Origin of the sequence: Serratia grimesii NBRC 13537, from assembly GCF_001590905.1 — a bacterium.
GTDB classification, from domain to species: Bacteria; Pseudomonadota; Gammaproteobacteria; order Enterobacterales; family Enterobacteriaceae; genus Serratia; species Serratia grimesii.
The window spans coordinates 283040-301659 of sequence record NZ_BCTT01000014.1 but is presented as its reverse complement, the minus strand read 5'-3'; the positions used below and the strand labels follow the sequence as shown (position 1 = coordinate 301659).

Annotated in this window: 16 protein-coding genes; 8 read left to right on the top strand and 8 right to left on the bottom strand. The window is 52.3% G+C overall.

Annotated elements, in window-relative coordinates; translation table 11 throughout:
- The first annotated feature begins 96 nt into the window (after window positions 1–96).
- Together SGR01S_RS18700 and mdtD are read left to right on the top strand one after the other, a co-directional pair.
- Complete coding sequence (locus SGR01S_RS18700; protein ID WP_061808252.1) at window positions 97–786, top strand: FadR/GntR family transcriptional regulator; 690 nt, start codon at window positions 97–99, stop codon at window positions 784–786.
- Window positions 787–853: 67 nt separating this feature from the next.
- Window positions 854–2269 (top strand): multidrug transporter subunit MdtD, encoded by a 1416-nt coding sequence (gene mdtD / locus SGR01S_RS18695; protein ID WP_037421289.1) that lies wholly within the window; start codon window positions 854–856, stop codon window positions 2267–2269.
- Here mdtD and rbsR read toward each other — a convergent pair.
- From rbsR to kup, 7 genes are all read right to left on the bottom strand, one after another.
- A complete protein-coding gene (gene rbsR, locus SGR01S_RS18690) occupies window positions 2266–3267 on the bottom strand; it encodes a ribose operon transcriptional repressor RbsR (RefSeq protein WP_037421286.1) in 1002 nt (333 codons plus the stop codon). The genes mdtD and rbsR overlap by 4 nt on opposite strands.
- Window positions 3268–3272: 5 nt before the next feature.
- Window positions 3273–4199 (bottom strand): ribokinase, encoded by a 927-nt coding sequence (rbsK, locus tag SGR01S_RS18685; RefSeq protein WP_061808251.1) that lies wholly within the window; start codon window positions 4197–4199, stop codon window positions 3273–3275.
- A 49-nt stretch (window positions 4200–4248) separates the two neighbouring features.
- The gene (rbsB, locus tag SGR01S_RS18680) at window positions 4249–5136 is read right to left on the bottom strand and encodes a ribose ABC transporter substrate-binding protein RbsB (protein WP_037421308.1); all 888 of its coding nucleotides are present in this window, start codon (window positions 5134–5136) and stop codon (window positions 4249–4251) included.
- Between the two features lie 24 nt (window positions 5137–5160).
- Window positions 5161–6126 carry a ribose ABC transporter permease gene (rbsC, locus tag SGR01S_RS18675; protein WP_037421280.1) on the bottom strand — a complete coding sequence of 322 codons (966 nt, stop codon included), beginning with the start codon at window positions 6124–6126 and terminating at the stop codon, window positions 5161–5163.
- Window positions 6127–6132: 6 nt separating this feature from the next.
- On the bottom strand, window positions 6133–7638 hold the full coding sequence (rbsA, locus tag SGR01S_RS18670; protein WP_037421277.1) for a ribose ABC transporter ATP-binding protein RbsA: 1506 nt from the start codon (window positions 7636–7638) through the stop codon (window positions 6133–6135).
- Between the two features lie 7 nt (window positions 7639–7645).
- Complete coding sequence (gene rbsD / locus SGR01S_RS18665) at window positions 7646–8065, bottom strand: D-ribose pyranase (protein ID WP_061808250.1); 420 nt, start codon at window positions 8063–8065, stop codon at window positions 7646–7648.
- 175 nt (window positions 8066–8240) lie between these two features.
- Window positions 8241–10109, bottom strand: a complete 1869-nt coding sequence (gene kup, locus SGR01S_RS18660) for a low affinity potassium transporter Kup (protein WP_037421271.1) — start codon at window positions 10107–10109, stop codon at window positions 8241–8243.
- A gap of 283 nt (window positions 10110–10392) precedes the next feature.
- Between kup and ravA the strand changes: the two genes are divergently transcribed.
- Window positions 10393–11901: an ATPase RavA gene (ravA, locus tag SGR01S_RS18655; protein ID WP_115185193.1), complete on the top strand. Its 1509-nt coding sequence runs from the start codon at window positions 10393–10395 to the stop codon at window positions 11899–11901.
- A gap of 2 nt (window positions 11902–11903) precedes the next feature.
- A complete protein-coding gene (gene viaA, locus SGR01S_RS18650; RefSeq protein WP_037421264.1) occupies window positions 11904–13367 on the top strand; it encodes an ATPase RavA stimulator ViaA in 1464 nt (487 codons plus the stop codon).
- Between the two features lie 3 nt (window positions 13368–13370).
- Here the strand turns inward: viaA and asnA are convergent, their stop codons facing one another.
- Window positions 13371–14363 carry an aspartate--ammonia ligase gene (gene asnA / locus SGR01S_RS18645; RefSeq protein ID WP_061808249.1) on the bottom strand — a complete coding sequence of 331 codons (993 nt, stop codon included), beginning with the start codon at window positions 14361–14363 and terminating at the stop codon, window positions 13371–13373.
- A 155-nt stretch (window positions 14364–14518) separates the two neighbouring features.
- On the opposite strand from asnA, the gene asnC reads away from it, so the two are divergent.
- From asnC to rsmG, 4 genes are all read left to right on the top strand, one after another.
- Window positions 14519–14980 carry a transcriptional regulator AsnC gene (gene asnC / locus SGR01S_RS18640; RefSeq protein ID WP_004950461.1) on the top strand — a complete coding sequence of 154 codons (462 nt, stop codon included), beginning with the start codon at window positions 14519–14521 and terminating at the stop codon, window positions 14978–14980.
- 97 nt (window positions 14981–15077) lie between these two features.
- Window positions 15078–15518, top strand: coding sequence for an FMN-binding protein MioC (mioC, locus tag SGR01S_RS18635; RefSeq protein ID WP_012147574.1), 441 nt, complete (start codon window positions 15078–15080; stop codon window positions 15516–15518).
- 381 nt (window positions 15519–15899) lie between these two features.
- Window positions 15900–17789, top strand: a complete 1890-nt coding sequence (gene mnmG / locus SGR01S_RS18630) for a tRNA uridine-5-carboxymethylaminomethyl(34) synthesis enzyme MnmG (RefSeq protein WP_061808248.1) — start codon at window positions 15900–15902, stop codon at window positions 17787–17789.
- Between the two features lie 136 nt (window positions 17790–17925).
- Window positions 17926–18546 (top strand): 16S rRNA (guanine(527)-N(7))-methyltransferase RsmG, encoded by a 621-nt coding sequence (gene rsmG / locus SGR01S_RS18625; protein ID WP_061808247.1) that lies wholly within the window; start codon window positions 17926–17928, stop codon window positions 18544–18546.
- The last annotated feature ends 74 nt before the right edge of the window (window positions 18547–18620 follow it).

The window sequence follows — 18620 nt, the reverse complement described above, 5'->3', positions numbered from 1 at the left end:
GCCAGCGTTTTCGTCACTTTTTACAGTAAACAGCCATAAAAGCTGGCGATCCGTAGAGTAAAATAAGAGTAACAATGTCAGTAAGGACTCGCAGCCATGCAATTTAATGCTCAACAACAGGCCGCCCAACGCAATCTTTCTTATCTACTTGCAGAAAAACTCGGCCAACAAATTCTGGCAGGCGATTATCAGGCCGGTAGTATCCTGCCCGGGGAGATGGAGCTGGGTGAACAATTCGGCGTTAGCCGCACGGCGGTACGCGAAGCTGTGAAGATGTTGGCAGCCAAAGGAATGCTATTACCTCGCCCACGCATCGGCACCCGTGTGATGCCACAAAGCCAATGGAACTTCCTCGATCAGGATTTACTGACCTGGTGGATGACCAAAGAGAACTTCGATCAGGTGATGCAGCACTTCCTTATCTTACGCACTTCTTTGGAACCTCAGGCCTGCTCACTGGCGGCGGCCAATGCCAGCACACAGCAAACCGCACGGCTGGCTGAACTGATGGCGGAGATGCGGGCACTGCATATCCAGTTCGATCGTGAACACTGGATTCAGGTTGATACTCAGTTCCACCAGCTCATCTATGAGGCCAGCGGCAATCCGTTCCTAACTTCATTCGCAAATCTGTTCAGTTCGGTGTATCAAAGTTACTTCCGTGCCATTACCGGTAACGAAGTGATTAAGCTTCAGCACCATCAGGCCATCGTCGATGCAATACTTGCCGGTGACAGCGCAGAGGCATTAGCCGCCTGCCAAATTTTGCTCAGAGAAAAAGACTAACTCACTCCCTACTTATATATAGAAGAAAGATGAAAGGGACGAATACGGCAGTTAACCAGGACTCATAATGACTAAATCCGCGCGCAGTATGGCAGGGCTACCTTGGATCGCCGCAATGGCGTTCTTTATGCAGGCGCTGGACGCCACCATCCTCAATACCGCGTTGCCGGCAATAGCTCAAAGTCTGGAGCGCTCTCCGTTGGCAATGCAGTCAGCCGTGATCAGCTATACCTTGACGGTCGCCATGCTGATCCCGGTCAGCGGCTGGCTGGCGGATCGCTTCGGCACCCGCCGAGTGTTTATCATCGCGGTTTCGCTGTTTACTCTCGGTTCTCTGCTGTGCGCTCTTTCCCCGACGCTAAGTGTTCTGGTGACGTCACGTGTCATTCAGGGTGTCGGCGGTGCAATGATGATGCCTGTGGCGCGCTTGGCACTGCTACGTGCCTATCCGCGAAGCGAACTGTTACCAGTGTTGAACTTCGTGACCATGCCAGGGTTGGTTGGGCCGATCATGGGCCCGATGCTAGGCGGTTGGCTGGTAACCTATGCCACCTGGCACTGGATTTTCCTTATCAATATCCCGATTGGCCTGCTCGGCATCTTCTATGCACGTAAATACATGCCGGATTTTACTACCCCAAAACGTCGCTTCGACTTCATTGGCTTTATGTTATTTGGTTTGAGCTTGGTGCTGGTTTCCACCGGGCTTGAACTGTTTGGTGAACAGGTGCTGGCCAGCTATATCTCTCTGGGGATTCTGCTCAGCGGCGTGGTGATGCTGTTCGGTTATATCGCCCATGCTCGCAGACACCCCCAACCGCTCATTGGTTTGGATTTATTCCAGACCCGGACCTTTTCAGTAGGCATTGCCGGAAATGTTGCCTCACGCCTTGGCACCGGCTGCGTGCCGTTTCTGATGCCATTGATGCTGCAAGTCGGTTTCGGTTACTCAGCGATTATTGCTGGTTGCATGATGGCACCGACCGCCGTCGGATCGTTGATGGCGAAATCCACCGTCACTCAAGTGCTGCGCTGGTTTGGCTATCGCAAAACATTGGTTGGCATCACCATCATTATTGGCGTACTGATAGCTCAGTTCGCACTGCAAAGCCCAGGCATGCCACTGTGGTTGATGATCCTGCCGCTGTTTGTGCTGGGAATGGCAATGTCTACGCAATTCACCGCCATGAATACCATCAGCCTGGCTGACTTGAATGACAGCAATGCCAGCTCCGGCAACAGTGTGCTGGCCGTCACTCAACAGTTATCCATCAGCTTCGGCGTGGCGATCAGCGCGGCGGTGCTGCGTTTCTACCAGACGATGTCACTCGGCACCATGGTTGATCACTTCCACTACACCTTTATTACCATGGGTATTGTCACCGTAGCGTCGGCGTTTGTGTTTCTATTATTAAGAAGAAAGGACGGCCGTAATCTGATCAGTGGCCAAGACCCAAAAAAACCGGCAAAGGCCGCAGGTTAACGCCAACCCACCGAGGCGCGCTCCACCAGCTCTGGTGTCAATACCAGAACCTGAGCGTCACGTTCCGGGTTTTGCAGGCGGTTGATCAGGGCATCGATCGCCAGCTCCCCCAGCGAATCTTTCGGCTGGTGAATAGTACTTAGTGGCGGAGCCAGGTATTTGGCTAGTTCAATATCATCGTAACCCATCACTGCCATGTCCTGCGGTACCGATAACCCGGCCTGGTACAACGCCTGATAGGCACCCACCGCGACGGCATCATTACCGGCGAAAACCGCATGCGGGGGTTCAGCCAACGCCAGCAGTTGTTTCATGGCATCAACGCCGCCTTCAAATTCAAAATCACAGTGCACTTCATATCCCGGCAGGATAGCCAACCCGGCGCGCTGCATCGCCCGGCGATAGCCTTCTAACCGATGGCGTGCCGTGGTTTTATCCTGTGGCCCAGCGATACAGGCAATCTTGCGATACCCACGGGCGATCAGGTGATCGGTCGCCATCTCTCCGCCCAGCAGCGAGTTATCCTGGATGATATCGTTAGCCCCTTCGAACGGGGCCCAATCCATCATTACTATAGGGAGTGAGGGATAACGGCTCAGTGCATCTTGTGATGGACGGTGGTTCTCGGTGCACATTAATAGCAAACCATCGACGCGTTTTTGCAACAGAGTCTCCATGTTGCGATTCATACGTGCGGCATCTTCTTCGGTATTGCACAAGATCAAGCTATAACCGCGCTCATAGCAGCTACGCTCAACGCCGCGAACGACCTCTGCATAGAAGGGGTTATTACTGGAGGTGACCAACATGCCGATGGTGCGCGTCTGATTCAGTTTGAGACTACGCGCCAGTGCAGAAGGCGCATAGTTCAATTGTTCAACGGCCGCCATGACTTTAGCTCGCACGCTATCGCTGACAAAGCGATTGTTATTAATAACGTGCGAAACCGTCGAGGTTGAAACACCCGCCAGGCGGGCGACATCTTTCATGGTGGCCAAAGGGATTACTCCTGCTGCTGCAAAAAGGCATCAATCTCTTCACGCCAAGGGACGGAAGGCTGCGCACCCGGCCGGGTCACAGCAATAGCCGCCGCTGCATGAGCAAAGCGCACCGCATCAGCCATCATTTTTCCTTCCAATAACGCCGTAACCAATGCGCCATTGAACGTGTCACCGGCAGCGATGGTGTCTACCGCTTTCACCTTGAAACCGGGTACCAATTTGCCGCGGCCATTCTCACTCAGCCAGACACCACGGCTACCGAGGGTGATGATCACCGTGGCAATGCCTTTATCATGCAAAGCCTGAGCTGCTCGCGCAGCATCATCGTCGTTGTTGACCGCAATACCGGTCAGGCGGTGGGCTTCTGTTTCGTTTGGTGTAATCATATCGATCATTGCCAGCAGCTCGTCCGGCAATTCACGTGCGGGTGCAGGATTGAGAATCACTTGAGTTTGATGCTGTTTCGCCAGATGAGCGGCAGCGATGACCGTTTCTAACGGTGACTCCAGCTGCATCAGCAGCGCATCGGCATCCACAACCTTTTGCTGATAGCGCGCCAGATAGTCTGGCGTCACTGCGGCATTAGCGCCAGCATCAATGCCGATCACGTTCTCGCCTTCGCCGTTGACGAAAATCAGCGCCACACCGGTGGTGCTGTCGGTGATAGCCTCAATCGGTTGGGTATCAATGCGATCGGTCGCCAGCTGTTTGCGGATGCGTTCGCCAATATCGTCAGCCCCCACACAAGCGATGAAGGCGATATCCGCCCCGCTGCGTCCGGCTGCCACCGCCTGGTTAGCGCCCTTGCCACCGAACGCCACCTTATACTGTTTCCCGATCACCGTTTCACCCGGCTGAGGGAAGTGCTCAATATTAAGGATATGATCGGCATTAATGCTGCCCAGAACCACCAGCTTACCTGTTTCCATCGCATTGATTCCTGAATTGCGCGCCATCATAAGATGGCGCGGGTGTGACTTATTTGGTGACCAGTTTCAAATCTACCGGGATGGTGGCCGGTACTTTCTCGCCCTTCAGCACTTTATCGGCAGTTTCCACACCGATCACACCGATCTGATCTGGGCGCTGCGCCACAGTTGCCGCCAGTTTGCCACCTTCAACCGCTTTTACGCCATCGGCAGTGCCGTCGAAGCCTACCACGACCACATCGGTTTTACCGGCGGTTTGCAACGCACGCAATGCACCCAGTGCCATTTCATCATTCTGTGCAAACACGGCCTGCACGTCTGGGTGAGCCGTCAGCAAGTTCTGCATCACGTTCAAACCTTTGGTACGGTCGAAATCTGCAGGCTGGCTAGCCAACAGTTTGAATTTGTTCTGATCCAGAGACTGTTTAAACCCTTCGCCGCGTTCACGAGCAGCGGAAGTACCGGCAATCCCTTCCAGTTGGATCACTTTAGCGTCTGCACCGACTTTTTTGGCAATAAAATCACCGGCCATTTTACCGCCGACACGGTTATCAGACGCGATATGGCTGACAACATCACCCTTGCTCGCCACACGGTCCAGTGTGATGACCGGGATCTTGGCCTGGTTGGCCATCTTGATAGCATTACCAACGGCATCCGAATCCGTTGGGTTGATCAACAGCAACTTAGGTGCCTGCACCATCAGATCCTGCACGTTCGCCAGTTCTTTCGCCGGGTTGTTTTGCGAATCCAGCACCACCAGGTTGTAACCCAGCTTATTGGCTTCCTGTTGTGCGCCCTCTTTCATTGAGACAAAGAATGGGTTATTCAGGGTAGAAACCACCAGCGCGATGGTGTCTTTAGCCAATGCGTTAGCACTCAGGGTGGCGCTCAGCGCGAAGGCTGAAGCCAGAATTGCCAGTTTTTTCATTTTCATCATCGTGATTCCTGTAGGGGGAGGTTATTTGTTGCTTTTGTTCTCTACCAGAACCGCCAGCAGTATCACCACTGCCTTCACGATCATTTGGTAGTAGGAAGAAACACCCAATAAATTCAGACCATTATTCAGGAAGCCAAGGATCAGCGCCCCAATCAGCGTGCCGACAATACGACCTTTGCCACCTGCCAGGCTGGTACCACCCAGCACTACTGCTGCAATGGCGTCCAACTCATAGCCAGTACCGGCGGTTGGTTGTGCGGAAGACAAGCGCGCCACTTCGATCACGCCCGCCAGCGCTGCCAGCAAACCACAAAGTGAATAGACGATAATTTTGACTTTATCGACGCTGATACCCGACAGGCGGGTCGCCGCTTCGTTACCGCCCAGGGCATAAATATAGCGGCCCAAGCGGGTATGGTGCAGCATGTACCAAGCGGCGATAAACACGATCGCCATGATCCAGATCGGGGTTGGAACCCCCAATGGACGGCCGATGCCGAACCAGCCGAAAGTATCTGCTACGTCGGTAAAGCCGGTATTCACCGGACTGCCGTTGGTGTACACCATGGTGACCCCGCGCAACAGCAGCATCATGACCAGGGTAGCAATAAATGCCTGAACCTTGCCTTTGGCAACGATCACCCCGGTACAGGCGCCCACTGCCGCCCCCAATGCCAATGCCGCCGCTACGGCGACCACCGCGTTAATTTCAAAACCGACGATCGACGCCGCCACTGCACCAGTCAATGCCAGCAACGATCCCACTGACAAATCAATGCCGGAAGTGAGGATCACTAATGTCATCCCTACCGCCATAATGGCGTTAACCGACGTTTGCTGCAGAATATTGAACAGGTTGTTTACAGTGAAGAAATTCGGGCTCATTGAAGAAACCACGGCGATCAACACCAGCAGAGCAATCAGTGATTTTTGCTCTAACAGCCACTCTTTACTGAACCAGCGTTTTGCCACACTCTGGGAACTCATATCTGATTACTCCTGCTTTACGCCGTATTGCTTGCCAACAGCCGCAGCCATCAACGCTTCCTGGGTGGCCTGTTCAATCGGGAACTCGCCGCTGAGATGTCCTTCGTGCATCACCAGAATGCGGTCGCTCATGCCCAGCACCTCCGGCATTTCCGACGACACCAGAATGATGCTCAACCCTTCCTGCTTAAACTGGTTGATTAACTGATAGATTTCTTTTTTTGCGCCGACATCGACACCGCGCGTCGGCTCATCGAGGATCAGCACCTTTGGCCGCGTCATCAGGCCACGGGCGATCGCCACTTTCTGCTGATTGCCGCCGGAGAGCAGGCCAATAGGCTGCTCCATCGATGGCGTTTTGATATTGAACAAACGGATGAAGTCGCCCACTGCCAGTTGCTCTTCAGCCTGTTTCAGGCTACCGCCGACGCGGCTGAAATAACGCAGCGCCGTCAGCGACATGTTTTCCTTCACTGACATTCCCAACACCAGGCCATCGCGCTTGCGGTCTTCGGAGATATACACAATGCCGTTTGCCAAACCATCCTGTGGAGAATGGGTGACCACCTCATGCCCGTCGAGTCTGACGGTACCGGCTTTACGCGGCGCTGCACCGTAGAGAATTTTCATCAACTCAGTACGCCCGGCCCCCATCAACCCGGCAACACCGAGGATCTCACCTCGGTATAAGGTAAAGCTGACATCATGCACGCCTGGGCCAGAAACCTGGCTGACTTCCAGCCGTTTTTCACCGCGCGGCTGATTCAGTCGTGGATACTGCTCTTCCAGCTTGCGGCCCACCATCATTTCTATCAGCGAATCTTCCTGCAGCTCGCTGACCGGTCGTTCGGCGATGAACTGCCCGTCACGAAAGACGGTAACGTCATCGCAAATTTCAAAGATCTCTTTCAAGCGGTGTGAAATATAAACAATGCCGCGCCCTTCCGCTTTCAGCTCGTTGATCACCTTAAATAAAGAGGCGGTTTCCGTGTCAGTCAGCGCATCCGTAGGCTCATCCATAATGATGACTTTAGATTCGAAGCTCAGCACTTTGGCGATTTCCACCATCTGCTGATCACCGATCGACAGCTCGCCCACCAAGCGGTGGCTGCTGTAACTCAGGTTCAATCGCGCCAACAGTTTATCGGCTTCGGCATACATGCGTTTCCAGTCGATGCGGCCGATGCGGTTAACAAACTCACGCCCGAGGAAAATGTTCTCCGCGATCGTCAACTGCGGGATTAAGTTCAACTCCTGATGGATAATCCCTATGCCCGCTTCCTGCGAATCCTTTGGCCCGTTGAAGACCACCTCTTTACCGAGAAAATACTGACTGCCGGCGTCTTTGTTATAAATGCCGGTCAGCACTTTCATCATGGTAGATTTCCCCGCGCCGTTTTCACCCACCAGCGCCATCACCTTGCCGGGATAAACGCTGAGCGCAGCGCCGGAAAGCGCCTTCACGCCGGGAAAGGCTTTATCGATCCCTTTCAGTTGCAGTAAAGGTTGCATAGAAGCCTCAGAAAGTTACGCCGGCACAAAGGATCACATTCGCGTACGGCGAACATTCCCCACTGCGGATCACCGCCCGGCTATGTTCAGTTTGCGCTTTGAAGGCACTGTGACTGATATAGCTCACGCTGATGGTATTTCCCTGATGGTGGCCAAGTTCAGTCAGTTGAGCCAACAATGCGTGATGGAGCTGCGGATTTTGCTTAATGATCTCTTCCGCCAGAATGGCGCTTTCTACCTGCATCTCCTGCGTCACTACCCCGACCACCTGCAAAAACGTCGGTACGCCCTGGGTCAATGCCAGATCGATACGTTGCGTTGCTGCCGGGATAGGCAACCCCGCATCACAGATAGCAATCTGATCGGTGTGGCCGAGACGGGAAACCACGGCAGAAATATCAGCATTAAGCAGCACGCCTTTTTTCATCTTTTTCTTCTCACTCCACCAGCGAAACGTTTCGCTTGTGTCTGGAGTTTAAAAAAACGTCAGTAGAAGGCAACCGGGATAATGCAGAAATGTGATCATTATCGAAACGTTTCGCTCGTGTTACCGAGAACATAAACAGAAAGGGCCCAGCAATAGCTGAGCCCTTGAGGAGGGATTAAATCTCGACCTGGGTTCCCAGTTCGATCACCCTATTGGGCGGGATCTCAAACTGGTCCGGCGCACGCAGCGCGTTGCGGCTCAGCGCGATAAACAGCTTGCCGCGCAGGAACAGGTACCACGGCCGCTTGGTCAAGATTAACGACTCATGCGACATAAAGAATGAGGTTTCCGTCATCCGGCATGGTAGCCCTTCCAGCCCACAACGATGGAATACTTCCTCAACATTTGGTGTCTCACGCCAGCCATAGCTGGCAACCACCCGCCAGAAGGTCGGTGACAGTTGTTCGATGGTCACCCGACGCACATTATGCACGTAAGGTGCATCCTCTGTACGTAGCGTCAACAGCACCACTCGCTCATGCAGCACCTTGTTGTGTTTCAAGTTATGCAACAGGGCAAAAGGAATCACGTTGATGGCACGCGACATAAAGACCGCCGTCCCTGGCACACGCACCGGCGGTGATTTCTCCAATGAGGCGATCATCGCCTCGAGGGAATTACCGTGCTCATGCATGCGGCGCAGCAAGCGGAAGCGTTCGCTTTTCCAGGTCGTCATGATGATGAACATCACCAGCGCCAGCAACAGCGGCAGCCAACCGCCGGAGAACAGTTTCAAGGCGTTTGCAGAGAACATTGGCACATCAATAATCAGCAGGATGGCCAGAATGCCCACCGCGAAGAAGCGGTTCCAGTGCCAGTTTTTGATCGCCACGGAGGTCACCAGAATACTGGTCAGCACCATGGTCCCAGTCACGGCGATGCCGTATGCCGCGGCCAAATTACTGGAATGTTCAAACCCGACAATCACCAGTACCACCGCGATATACAGCGTCCAGTTGATCACCGGAATGTAGATTTGGCCCGACTCCATTTCCGACGTATGAATGATACGCATCGGTGACAGATAGCCCAGACGTACCGCCTGGCGTGTCAAAGAGAACACGCCGGAGATCACCGCCTGAGAGGCGATAACTGTGGCCAACGTTGCCAGGATTAATAACGGGATCAGCGCCCAGTCAGGAGCTAAAAGGAAGAATGGATTCTTGATGGCCTCAGGATTTTTCAGCAGTAGCGCACCTTGGCCGAAATAGTTCAGCACCAGTGAAGGCAATACCACGGTGAACCAGGCCAGGCGAATTGGGAATTTACCAAAGTGCCCCATGTCGGCGTACAGCGCCTCGACGCCGGTGATCGACAGCACTACCGCACCCAGTGCAAAGAACGAAACCTTCTTATATTCAATAAAGAAGTTCAGCGCCCATTTCGGGTTTAACGCCTGTAGCACTTCCGGGTTGGCCATGATGCTACGTGCACCCAACACAGCCAGTACGATAAACCACAGTAACATCACTGGAGCAAACAGCTTACCAACGCTACCTGTGCCATGCTTCTGAATGGCAAACAGTACCGTTAGCACCAGAATCGACAGCGGAACGATATAGGGATCAAGCGACGGGGCGGCTATTTCCAGCCCTTCTATCGCCGACATCACCGATATCGCTGGAGTGATTACCACCTCGCCATAGAAGAAGCTGCCACCAATCAGGCCCAAAATCACCAATATGGCAGTGGTACGCGCCGAAGTGTGACGCCCAGCCAATGACATCAACGTCAGAATACCGCCTTCACCAGCGTTATCCGCTCGCATGACGTAGGTAAGGTATTTCAGGGAAACAATGACGATCAACATCCAGAAAATCAGTGACAGGAAGCCGAAAACTACGTCTGGACGGACATCGAAGCCATAATGGCCGGAGAAACACTCTCTGAGAGTATAGAGAGGACTGGTGCCGATATCACCGTAAACGACCCCAATTGCCGCAAGGGTTACCGCCGATAAGGACTGTTTATGCTCTGTGCTCATAATTCGTTTCTTTATTAGAACATCCGTTAGCGATGCATCCGCATCAGCCAGAGATACGGGCTCTAAGATCCGTTACGCCCACTAAAAGGCGCACAGTATGCACGATTTATACTGCTTGCCTACTCTTATATCAGACCCTAAAAATAAACAAAATGTGAACCAGCCGCTCTTTTGATAATAGAAAGATTTTACTAATCAACAAGCTATACCATTAAAAATAATGGTGGTTTATCATCGGATTATCCACCAAGATTGGCTAACTCTCGGACAACACGGCAATAATATGGCGCCATCATCACTTCTGGCAGAACGGATATCCCGCCTCAGCAACGCGCTTGAGAGCGGCCTTTATGAACGACAGGAAGCAATTCGCCTGTGTTTGCTGGCAGCGCTTAGCGGTGAAAGCGTTTTTCTGCTTGGCCCACCAGGTATCGCCAAGAGCCTGATCGCACGCCGGTTAAAATTTGCCTTTCGCAACGCACGCTCATTTGAATATCTGATGACGCGTTTCTCAACGCCGGAAGAAGTGTTCGGTCCATTGTCTATTCAGGCATTAAAAGATGAAGGCCGCTATCAACGTCTGACAGCCGGCTATCTGCCCGAGGCGGAAATCGTGTTTCTGGATGAGATTTGGAAAGCGGGCCCGGCGATCCTCAATACTTTGCTAACGGCAATCAACGAACGTCGTTTCCGTAACGGCAACACGGAAGAGCCGATCCCATTGAGATTGCTGGTCACAGCCTCTAACGAACTGCCGGAAGCCGACAACAGCCTGGAAGCCCTGTACGACCGTATGCTGATACGTCTGTGGCTGGATAAAGTGCAGGACAAACAGAATTTCCGCTCACTGCTGGTCAGTCGTCAAAACGAGAATGAAAATCCGGTACCGGAAGCTCTGAGCATCAGTGACGAGGAGTATCATCAATGGCAACCGCAGATAGACAAAATCAAGCTGCCAGAAACATGTTTTGAGTTGATATTCCAACTGCGCCAACGGCTGGATGCGTTAGATCATGCTCCTTATGTCTCCGATCGTCGTTGGAAAAAAGCACTGCGGCTGTTACAGGCCTGTGCTTTCTTCAGCGGCCGCGATGCCGTAGCCCCGCTAGATTTGATGCTATTGAAAGACTGCCTGTGGCATGACCTCACCTCATTGAAGCTGCTGCAACAGCAAATTGACCAGTTGCTGACTGAGTCTGCCTACCAACAGCAGACATTATTGATTCAACTACAGCAGATCCACACCCGCTGGTTGCAGCATCAGCAACAGCAGAGTGACAGTCAGGCGATCGCCTTAGTAAAAAAAGGCGGTATGTTCAGCAGGAAACCGCAGTATGCCTTGGCAACACCGCTTGGAACTGGCGCTCTGACCTTGTTACTGCAAAAACCACTACAACTGCATGATATTCAGGTTAACCATCTGAGTATTGAAAACAGCGTTCTGGAAAACTGGCTGCAAAAGGGCGGCGACGTGCGCGCTAAGCTGAATGGCATTGGCTTTGCACAACAGATTGATCTGGAAGTTGACGAACAACTGCATCTAACGGTGCTGGACGTTAGCCGTCAGCCATCACTGTTGGCCCTACCCGGCATACAAACCGGCGGAACACCCCAGGCGATGCTGGATGAAATGGACGCACTGGCACAACGCCTGACAGAACAACGTCGATTGTTCAGTCAACATCAGCCCTGCCTGTTTACCCCTGCCTCTGGGCTGGCAAAAATTGAAGCCAGCCTGTTGCAGGTGGCAGAACAAATAAAACAGCAGCACCAGCAGATGCGCGGCCAGTAAGCATGCTCAGTCTGGAAACACTCGATCTGCTGTTAGCGATCACCGAAGGTGAGCTGATCGAGGAGATGATCATTGGCATGCTGGCAGCACCGCAGTTGACGGTTTTCTTCAAGAAGTTTCCAGCGATACGTCGAGCATTGGATAACGACCTGCCGCGCTGGAAGCTGCAACTGAAAGAACGCCTACATGAGGCCATGGTACCGCCCGCGCTGGCGCAGGAATTTTATCGCTACCAACAGTGCCAATTAGAAAATAACACCCAGTTCTTCCATAACCTTAATGACACCCTGGACTTGCTACGCCAACTGGTTTCCCCTTTTTATGAGCAAGCCCGCACGCTGGTGGATGCAGCAGACCTGCCTAATCATCCGCTGGACGACAGCTTCCAAACCCTGTTTCTACAGCGCTGGCGTATCAGCCTGACGCTGCAGGCCACGATGATGCATCATCAGTTGCTGGAACAAGAACGTGAACAACTGATGGCCGAACTGCAGGAACGCTTGGCGCTGAGTGGTGCACTGGAGCCACTGCTGTCGGAAAACGACACCGCTGCCGGGCGACTGTGGGATATGAGTAAAGGCCATCTGCAGCGGGGTGACTATCAACGGCTGGTGGAATACGGCAATTTCTTGCAGCAGCAACCGGAACTGAAAAAACTGGCACAGCAGCTTGGGCGCAGCTATCAGGCCAAGGCGGTGCAACAGCAGGACGCGTTGCCGGAGCCGTTCCGTGTAATGGTGCAAGTACCCGCCACCCTGCCAGAAGAAGTCAGTGGCATTCACCAAAGCGACGACATTCTACGCCTGCTGCCGCCCGAGTTGGTTACGCTGGGCATTGAAGAGCTGGAGTTTGAATTTTACCGCCGCCTGCTGGAAAAACGGCTATTGAGTTATCGCCTGCAGGGTGATGCCTGGCAGGAACAGATCCATATTCGTCAGGTCACTCACCAGCAGCAGGATCAACAACCTCGCGGGCCGTTTATTGTCTGCGTGGATACCTCAGGTTCGATGGGGGGGTTTAATGAACAGTGCGCTAAAGCCTTCTGTCTGGCGTTGCTACGCATTGCGTTAGCAGATAACCGCCGCTGCTATATCATGTTATTCGCCAATCAAATCGTACATTACGAACTCACGGCTGCCAGCGGGATTGAGCAGGCGGTGCGTTTTCTCGGTCAACACTTTCGCGGCGGCACCGATCTGGCAGCATGCCTGAATGCCACGGTGAGCAAAATGGCTGAAAGCGGTTGGTTTGACGCCGATGCGGTGATCATTTCGGATTTTATCGCCCAGCGGTTGCCGGAAGACGTAATAAAGAAGGTGAAACAGCAACAGCAGAGCCACCAACAGCGCTTTCACGCAGTGGCTATGTCCAGTTACGGCAAACCCGGCATCATGCGCATCTTCGATCACATCTGGCGCTTTGATACCGGGTTAAAAAGCCGTTTGATGCGCCGCTGGCGACGCTGAGAGTTACAACAGCCCGTCGACCGACTCACGTACTTGCGGTGACCACACACCACACTGCACCTGACCGATATGAGACAGTTGCAGCAGCAACATCACCAGACGCGACTGACCAATACCACCACCGATGGTTTGTGGCATATCGCCACGCAACAGTGATTGGTGCCATTCCAGTGCTAAGCGATCTTCATCACCGGTCTGCGCCAACTGACGTTTCAGTGCACTGGCATCAACACGAATCCCCATGGATGAAAGTTCAAAAGCGTCCTGCAGAACCGGGTTCCATACCAGAATATCACCGTTCAAACCGGCCAGGCCATCAGCCGCTGGAGTCGTCCAGTCATCATAATCCGGTGCTCGCACATCGTGTGATTTGCCGTGCGACAGTTGGCCCCCGATACCAATCAAGAATACAGCACCCAGCTCCTTGGCAATCGCTCGCTCACGGCCCTTGGCATCCAATTCGGGGTAACGCTGCAGCAGGGTTTCACTGTGCACAAAATGGATTTGCTCTGGCAGGAACGGCGTTAAGCCATATTCGCGGCTGACTTCATCTTCCGTCGCTTTAATTGCCGCATAAATGCTGCGCACGGTGTTTTCGAGGTAATCCTGGCTACGTTCGCCATCGCCCATCACCCGCTCCCAGTCCCATTGATCAACGTAGACTGAATGGATCGCACTCAGACGATCTTCATCTGGGCGCAGCGCTTTCATATGGGTATACAGGCCCTCACCGGCACCGAAGTCGTAGCTACCTAGCGTTTTACGCTTCCACTTGGCCAGTGAATGCACCACTTCAAAGGTCGCATCCGGCAATGTTTTTACCTTTACCTGCACGGCTTTCTCGCTGCCAGACAGGTTATCCTGAGTACCATCACCCAAGCGGCTGAGGATCGGTGCTTGCACTTCGATCAAACCCAGCTGCTGTTCTAATTGGCGAGAGAAGAAGGATTTAACCAGGCTGATTTGTTGTTGTTTTTGGATAAACTGTTTTTTCATTGCCGCATCTCTTATAAATCTGTCTCTGTTGCCACTGATTAAGCAACAGAACAGCACGACAATTCAATATCCGCTAATCAATATTGCCTTTTCACTTTTAATCATTCATTTTGATACGGTAATAATTCAATAATCAGCAATTAGTGGGGGATTAAATGGCTGAAAATTATCAGATCGATAATCTCGATCGCGGCATCCTTAATGCCTTGATGGAGAACGCGCGCACGCCCTATGCCGAACTGGCGAAGAATTTTGCCGTCAGCCCAGGCACTATTCATGTGCGGGTAGAAAAAATGAAACAAGCCGGCATCATCACCGGTGCACGGGTAGACGTAAATCCCAAACGATTGGGTTACGACGTCTGTTGTTTTATCGGCATTATATTAAAGAGTGCTAAAGACTATCCTTCCGCGCTGAAAAAACTCGAAAGCCTGGAGGAAGTGGTCGAGGCTTACTACACCACCGGCCATTACAGCGTGTTCATTAAGGTAATGTGCCGCTCGATAGATGCGTTGCAACAAGTACTTATCAACAAGATTCAGACGATTGATGAGATCCAGTCTACTGAAACCCTGATCTCGCTGCAGAACCCCATCATGCGTACCATCACTCCTTAGCCAATTATTTACTATACCCATATTATCCACAGGTAGATCCCAGCCGATTCACAGCGTACAATGCTGCCACTTTGAGAAGGTTGGGATCATTCATTTCATGGCAGACATTACTCTGATCAGTGGCAGTACCCTTGGTAGTGCTGAATACGTAGCCGAGCACCTGGCTGAAAAGCTGGAAGCGGCGGGTTTTACGACTGAGACTCTGCATGGCCCTGAATTAGATGAACTGACCCTGTCCGGGCGTTGGCTGGTGGTGTCTTCTACCCACGGCGCTGGTGATTTACCGGATAACCTGCAACCGCTGCTGGAACAAATAGAAGAACAGCTTCCTGACTTATCCCAGGTGCAGTTCGGTGCGGTCGGTTTGGGTAGCTCTGAATACGATACTTTCTGTGGTGCGATCCAACGGATCGACGATCTTCTGATCGCTCGTGGTGCGAAAAGGATCGGTGATCGGCTTGAGATCGACGTGACTGAACACGAAATTCCTGAGGATCCAGCAGAGGAATGGGTGAAAAATTGGATTAATTTACTCTAATTTGTTCAAAGATCACCCGAACGATTGTGGATAACTAAGCTTAAAAGCAGGGTAAAACCAGTAGTTATCCCAATAAAAACCGTAGGTCGCTTTTTGTCCTGTGCATAACATGCCATTTAGATCCCAGCTTATAAGCAATAGGATCACCGATCATTCACAGCTAACGATCCTCCTTAATTTGCTGATCTCAATCACGAATAACCACTTATCCACAGAAGATCGCGATCCTAATAAGAGATCTAATAAAGAGATCTTTAAATAAAAAGATCTTCTTTTAATTACTCAAGGATCCTGACCACTTGGTCGATCGACTAAACTTGAGTAGAATCCTCCATCCCAGGGCAAACAACGATCGTTCGCAATACGACGAGGTGCAGTTCCATGTTTTATCCAGAGCAATTTGACGTCATCATCATCGGTGGTGGCCATGCCGGTACCGAAGCCGCTATGGCTGCGGCACGTATGGGACGTCAGACTTTATTACTGACTCACAATATCGATACGCTGGGGCAAATGTCTTGCAACCCGGCGATTGGCGGTATTGGTAAGGGGCATCTGGTTAAGGAAATTGATGCACTTGGCGGCCTAATGGCAACGGCGATCGATCATGCAGGCATCCAGTTTAGGATACTAAACGCCAGCAAAGGCCCTGCAGTACGAGCTACTCGTGCTCAGGCAGACCGTGTGCTCTATCGCCAAGCGGTACGCACTGCCCTGGAAAACCAACCAAACCTGATGATCTTCCAGCAGCCCGTTGAAGATCTGATTGTGGAAAACGATCGCATTGTCGGTGCTGTAACCCAAATGGGGCTGAAATTCCGCGCCAAAGCGGTGGTACTGACCGTAGGGACCTTCCTGGACGGCAAGATCCACATTGGCCTGGAAAACTACAGCGGTGGTCGGGCCGGCGATCCTCCGTCGATCTCATTGTCACAACGTCTGCGCGAATTACCTTTGCGTGTTAATCGTCTGAAAACTGGCACACCTCCACGTATCGATGCCCGGACTATCGATTTCAGCGTATTGGCACCGCAACACGGTGATACCCCAATCCCCGTATTCTCGTTTATGGGCAATGCTGAACAGCACCCAGAACAAATGGCGTGCTACATCACCTATACCAACGAAAAAACGCATGATGTGATCCGCAATAACCTCGATCGCAGCCCGATGTATGCCGGGATCATCGAAGGGATCGGTCCACGTTACTGCCCGTCGATCGAAGACAAAGTGATGCGTTTTGCCGATCGTAACGCACACCAGATCTTCCTCGAGCCGGAAGGCCTGACCAGCAATGAGATTTATCCAAACGGCATTTCCACCAGCTTGCCGTTTGACGTACAGATGCAGATCGTCCGCTCGATGGAAGGGATGCAAAATGCCCGAATCATTCGACCAGGCTATGCCATCGAGTATGATTTCTTCGATCCACGCGATCTGAAACCTACGCTGGAAAGCAAATTTATCCAGGGTCTGTTCTTCGCTGGCCAGATTAACGGTACCACCGGGTATGAAGAGGCTGCTGCTCAAGGTTTGTTGGCAGGTCTGAATGCTGGTCGTTATGCCAACGAAGATGAAGGTTGGTCACCACGCCGCGATCAAGCTTACCTTGGCGTTTTGGTGGACGATCTCAGCACACTGGGTACCAAAGAACCGTACCGTATGTTCACTTCACGTGCCGAATATCGCCTGATGTTACGTGAAGACAATGCTGATCTTCGTCTGACCGAAAAGGGCCGCGAGCTGGGCTTGGTTGACGATACCCGTTGGGCACGCTTTAGCGAAAAACTCGAGCGTATCGAACAAGAACGCCAACGCCTGCGCGATATTTGGATGCATCCGCATGCTGAGAACGTCGATCAGGTCAACGCACTGCTAAAGGCACCGTTATCACGTGAAGCCAATGGTGAAGAGCTGCTACGTCGTCCAGAAATGGATTACACACAACTGACCTCTGTCGCGGCATTCGCACCACCGCTGGCTGATGTCCAAGCGGCTGAGCAAGTTGAGATCCAGGTAAAATACGAAGGTTACATTGCTCGTCAGCAGGAAGAGATCGAAAAACAACAGCGCAATGAAAACACGGTGCTGCCGTTGGATCTCGATTATCAGCAAGTTTCCGGTCTGTCGAATGAAGTGATTGCCAAACTGAATGACCATAAGCCGAACTCGATCGGCCAGGCTTCACGTATCTCTGGCATTACCCCTGCGGCGATCTCAATTCTACTGATTTGGCTGAAAAAGCAGGGACTGCTGCGCCGCAGCGCATAAATCCTGCTTTTAGGCGCTCGTTTGTTTACTTGATAAACAAACGAGCGCTGACATCATCCCAACCCTGAATTATCATAGTCGCCTTCTTGGCCAGCCCTAATCGGCTTGCCGTTCCGCGTCTGTCAGAGGACACGTTGTGCAGAAAAAATTAGACTCGCTGCTGTCAGCAGCAGGCATTGCGCTTCCCGATCAGCAAAAACAGCAGTTGCTGGGTTATGTTGGTATGTTGGACAAGTGGAACAAAGCTTACAACCTCACTTCAGTGCGCGATTCGCAGCAAATGCTGGTACGTCATATTCTCGACAGCATTGTGGTAAATCCACATCTCCAAGGTTCTCGTTTCATCGACGTTGGCACCGGACCTGGCTTACCAGGCATTCCGCTGGCGATCGTTCGTCCTGATGCTCACTTCACCTTACTCGATAGTTTGGGCAAGCGCGTGCGCTTCTTGCGTCAGGTGCAACATGAGCTTGGCCTGACCAATATTGAGCCGGTGCAAAGTCGTGTCGAAGACTTCCCCGCTGAGCCGCCGTTTGACGGTGTTATCAGCCGTGCCTTTGCTTCTCTGCAAGATATGCTGTCCTGGTGTCACCATCTGCCGGCAAAAGGGCAGGGGCGTTTCTATGCGCTGAAAGGGGTGCGTCCGGACGAAGAACTGGCACAGTTGCCAGAAGGCATTCAACTGGAATCAGTGGTGCGTCTGCAGGTACCGGAACTTGAAGGTGAACGCCACTTGGTCATCCTTAAGGCAAACTGAGTTTGTTTTTGATCAAATAAGCGTGAATTAAAAGATAGTGGCAACAGGTAAGATAAGCAGGCTAATTAAATGGT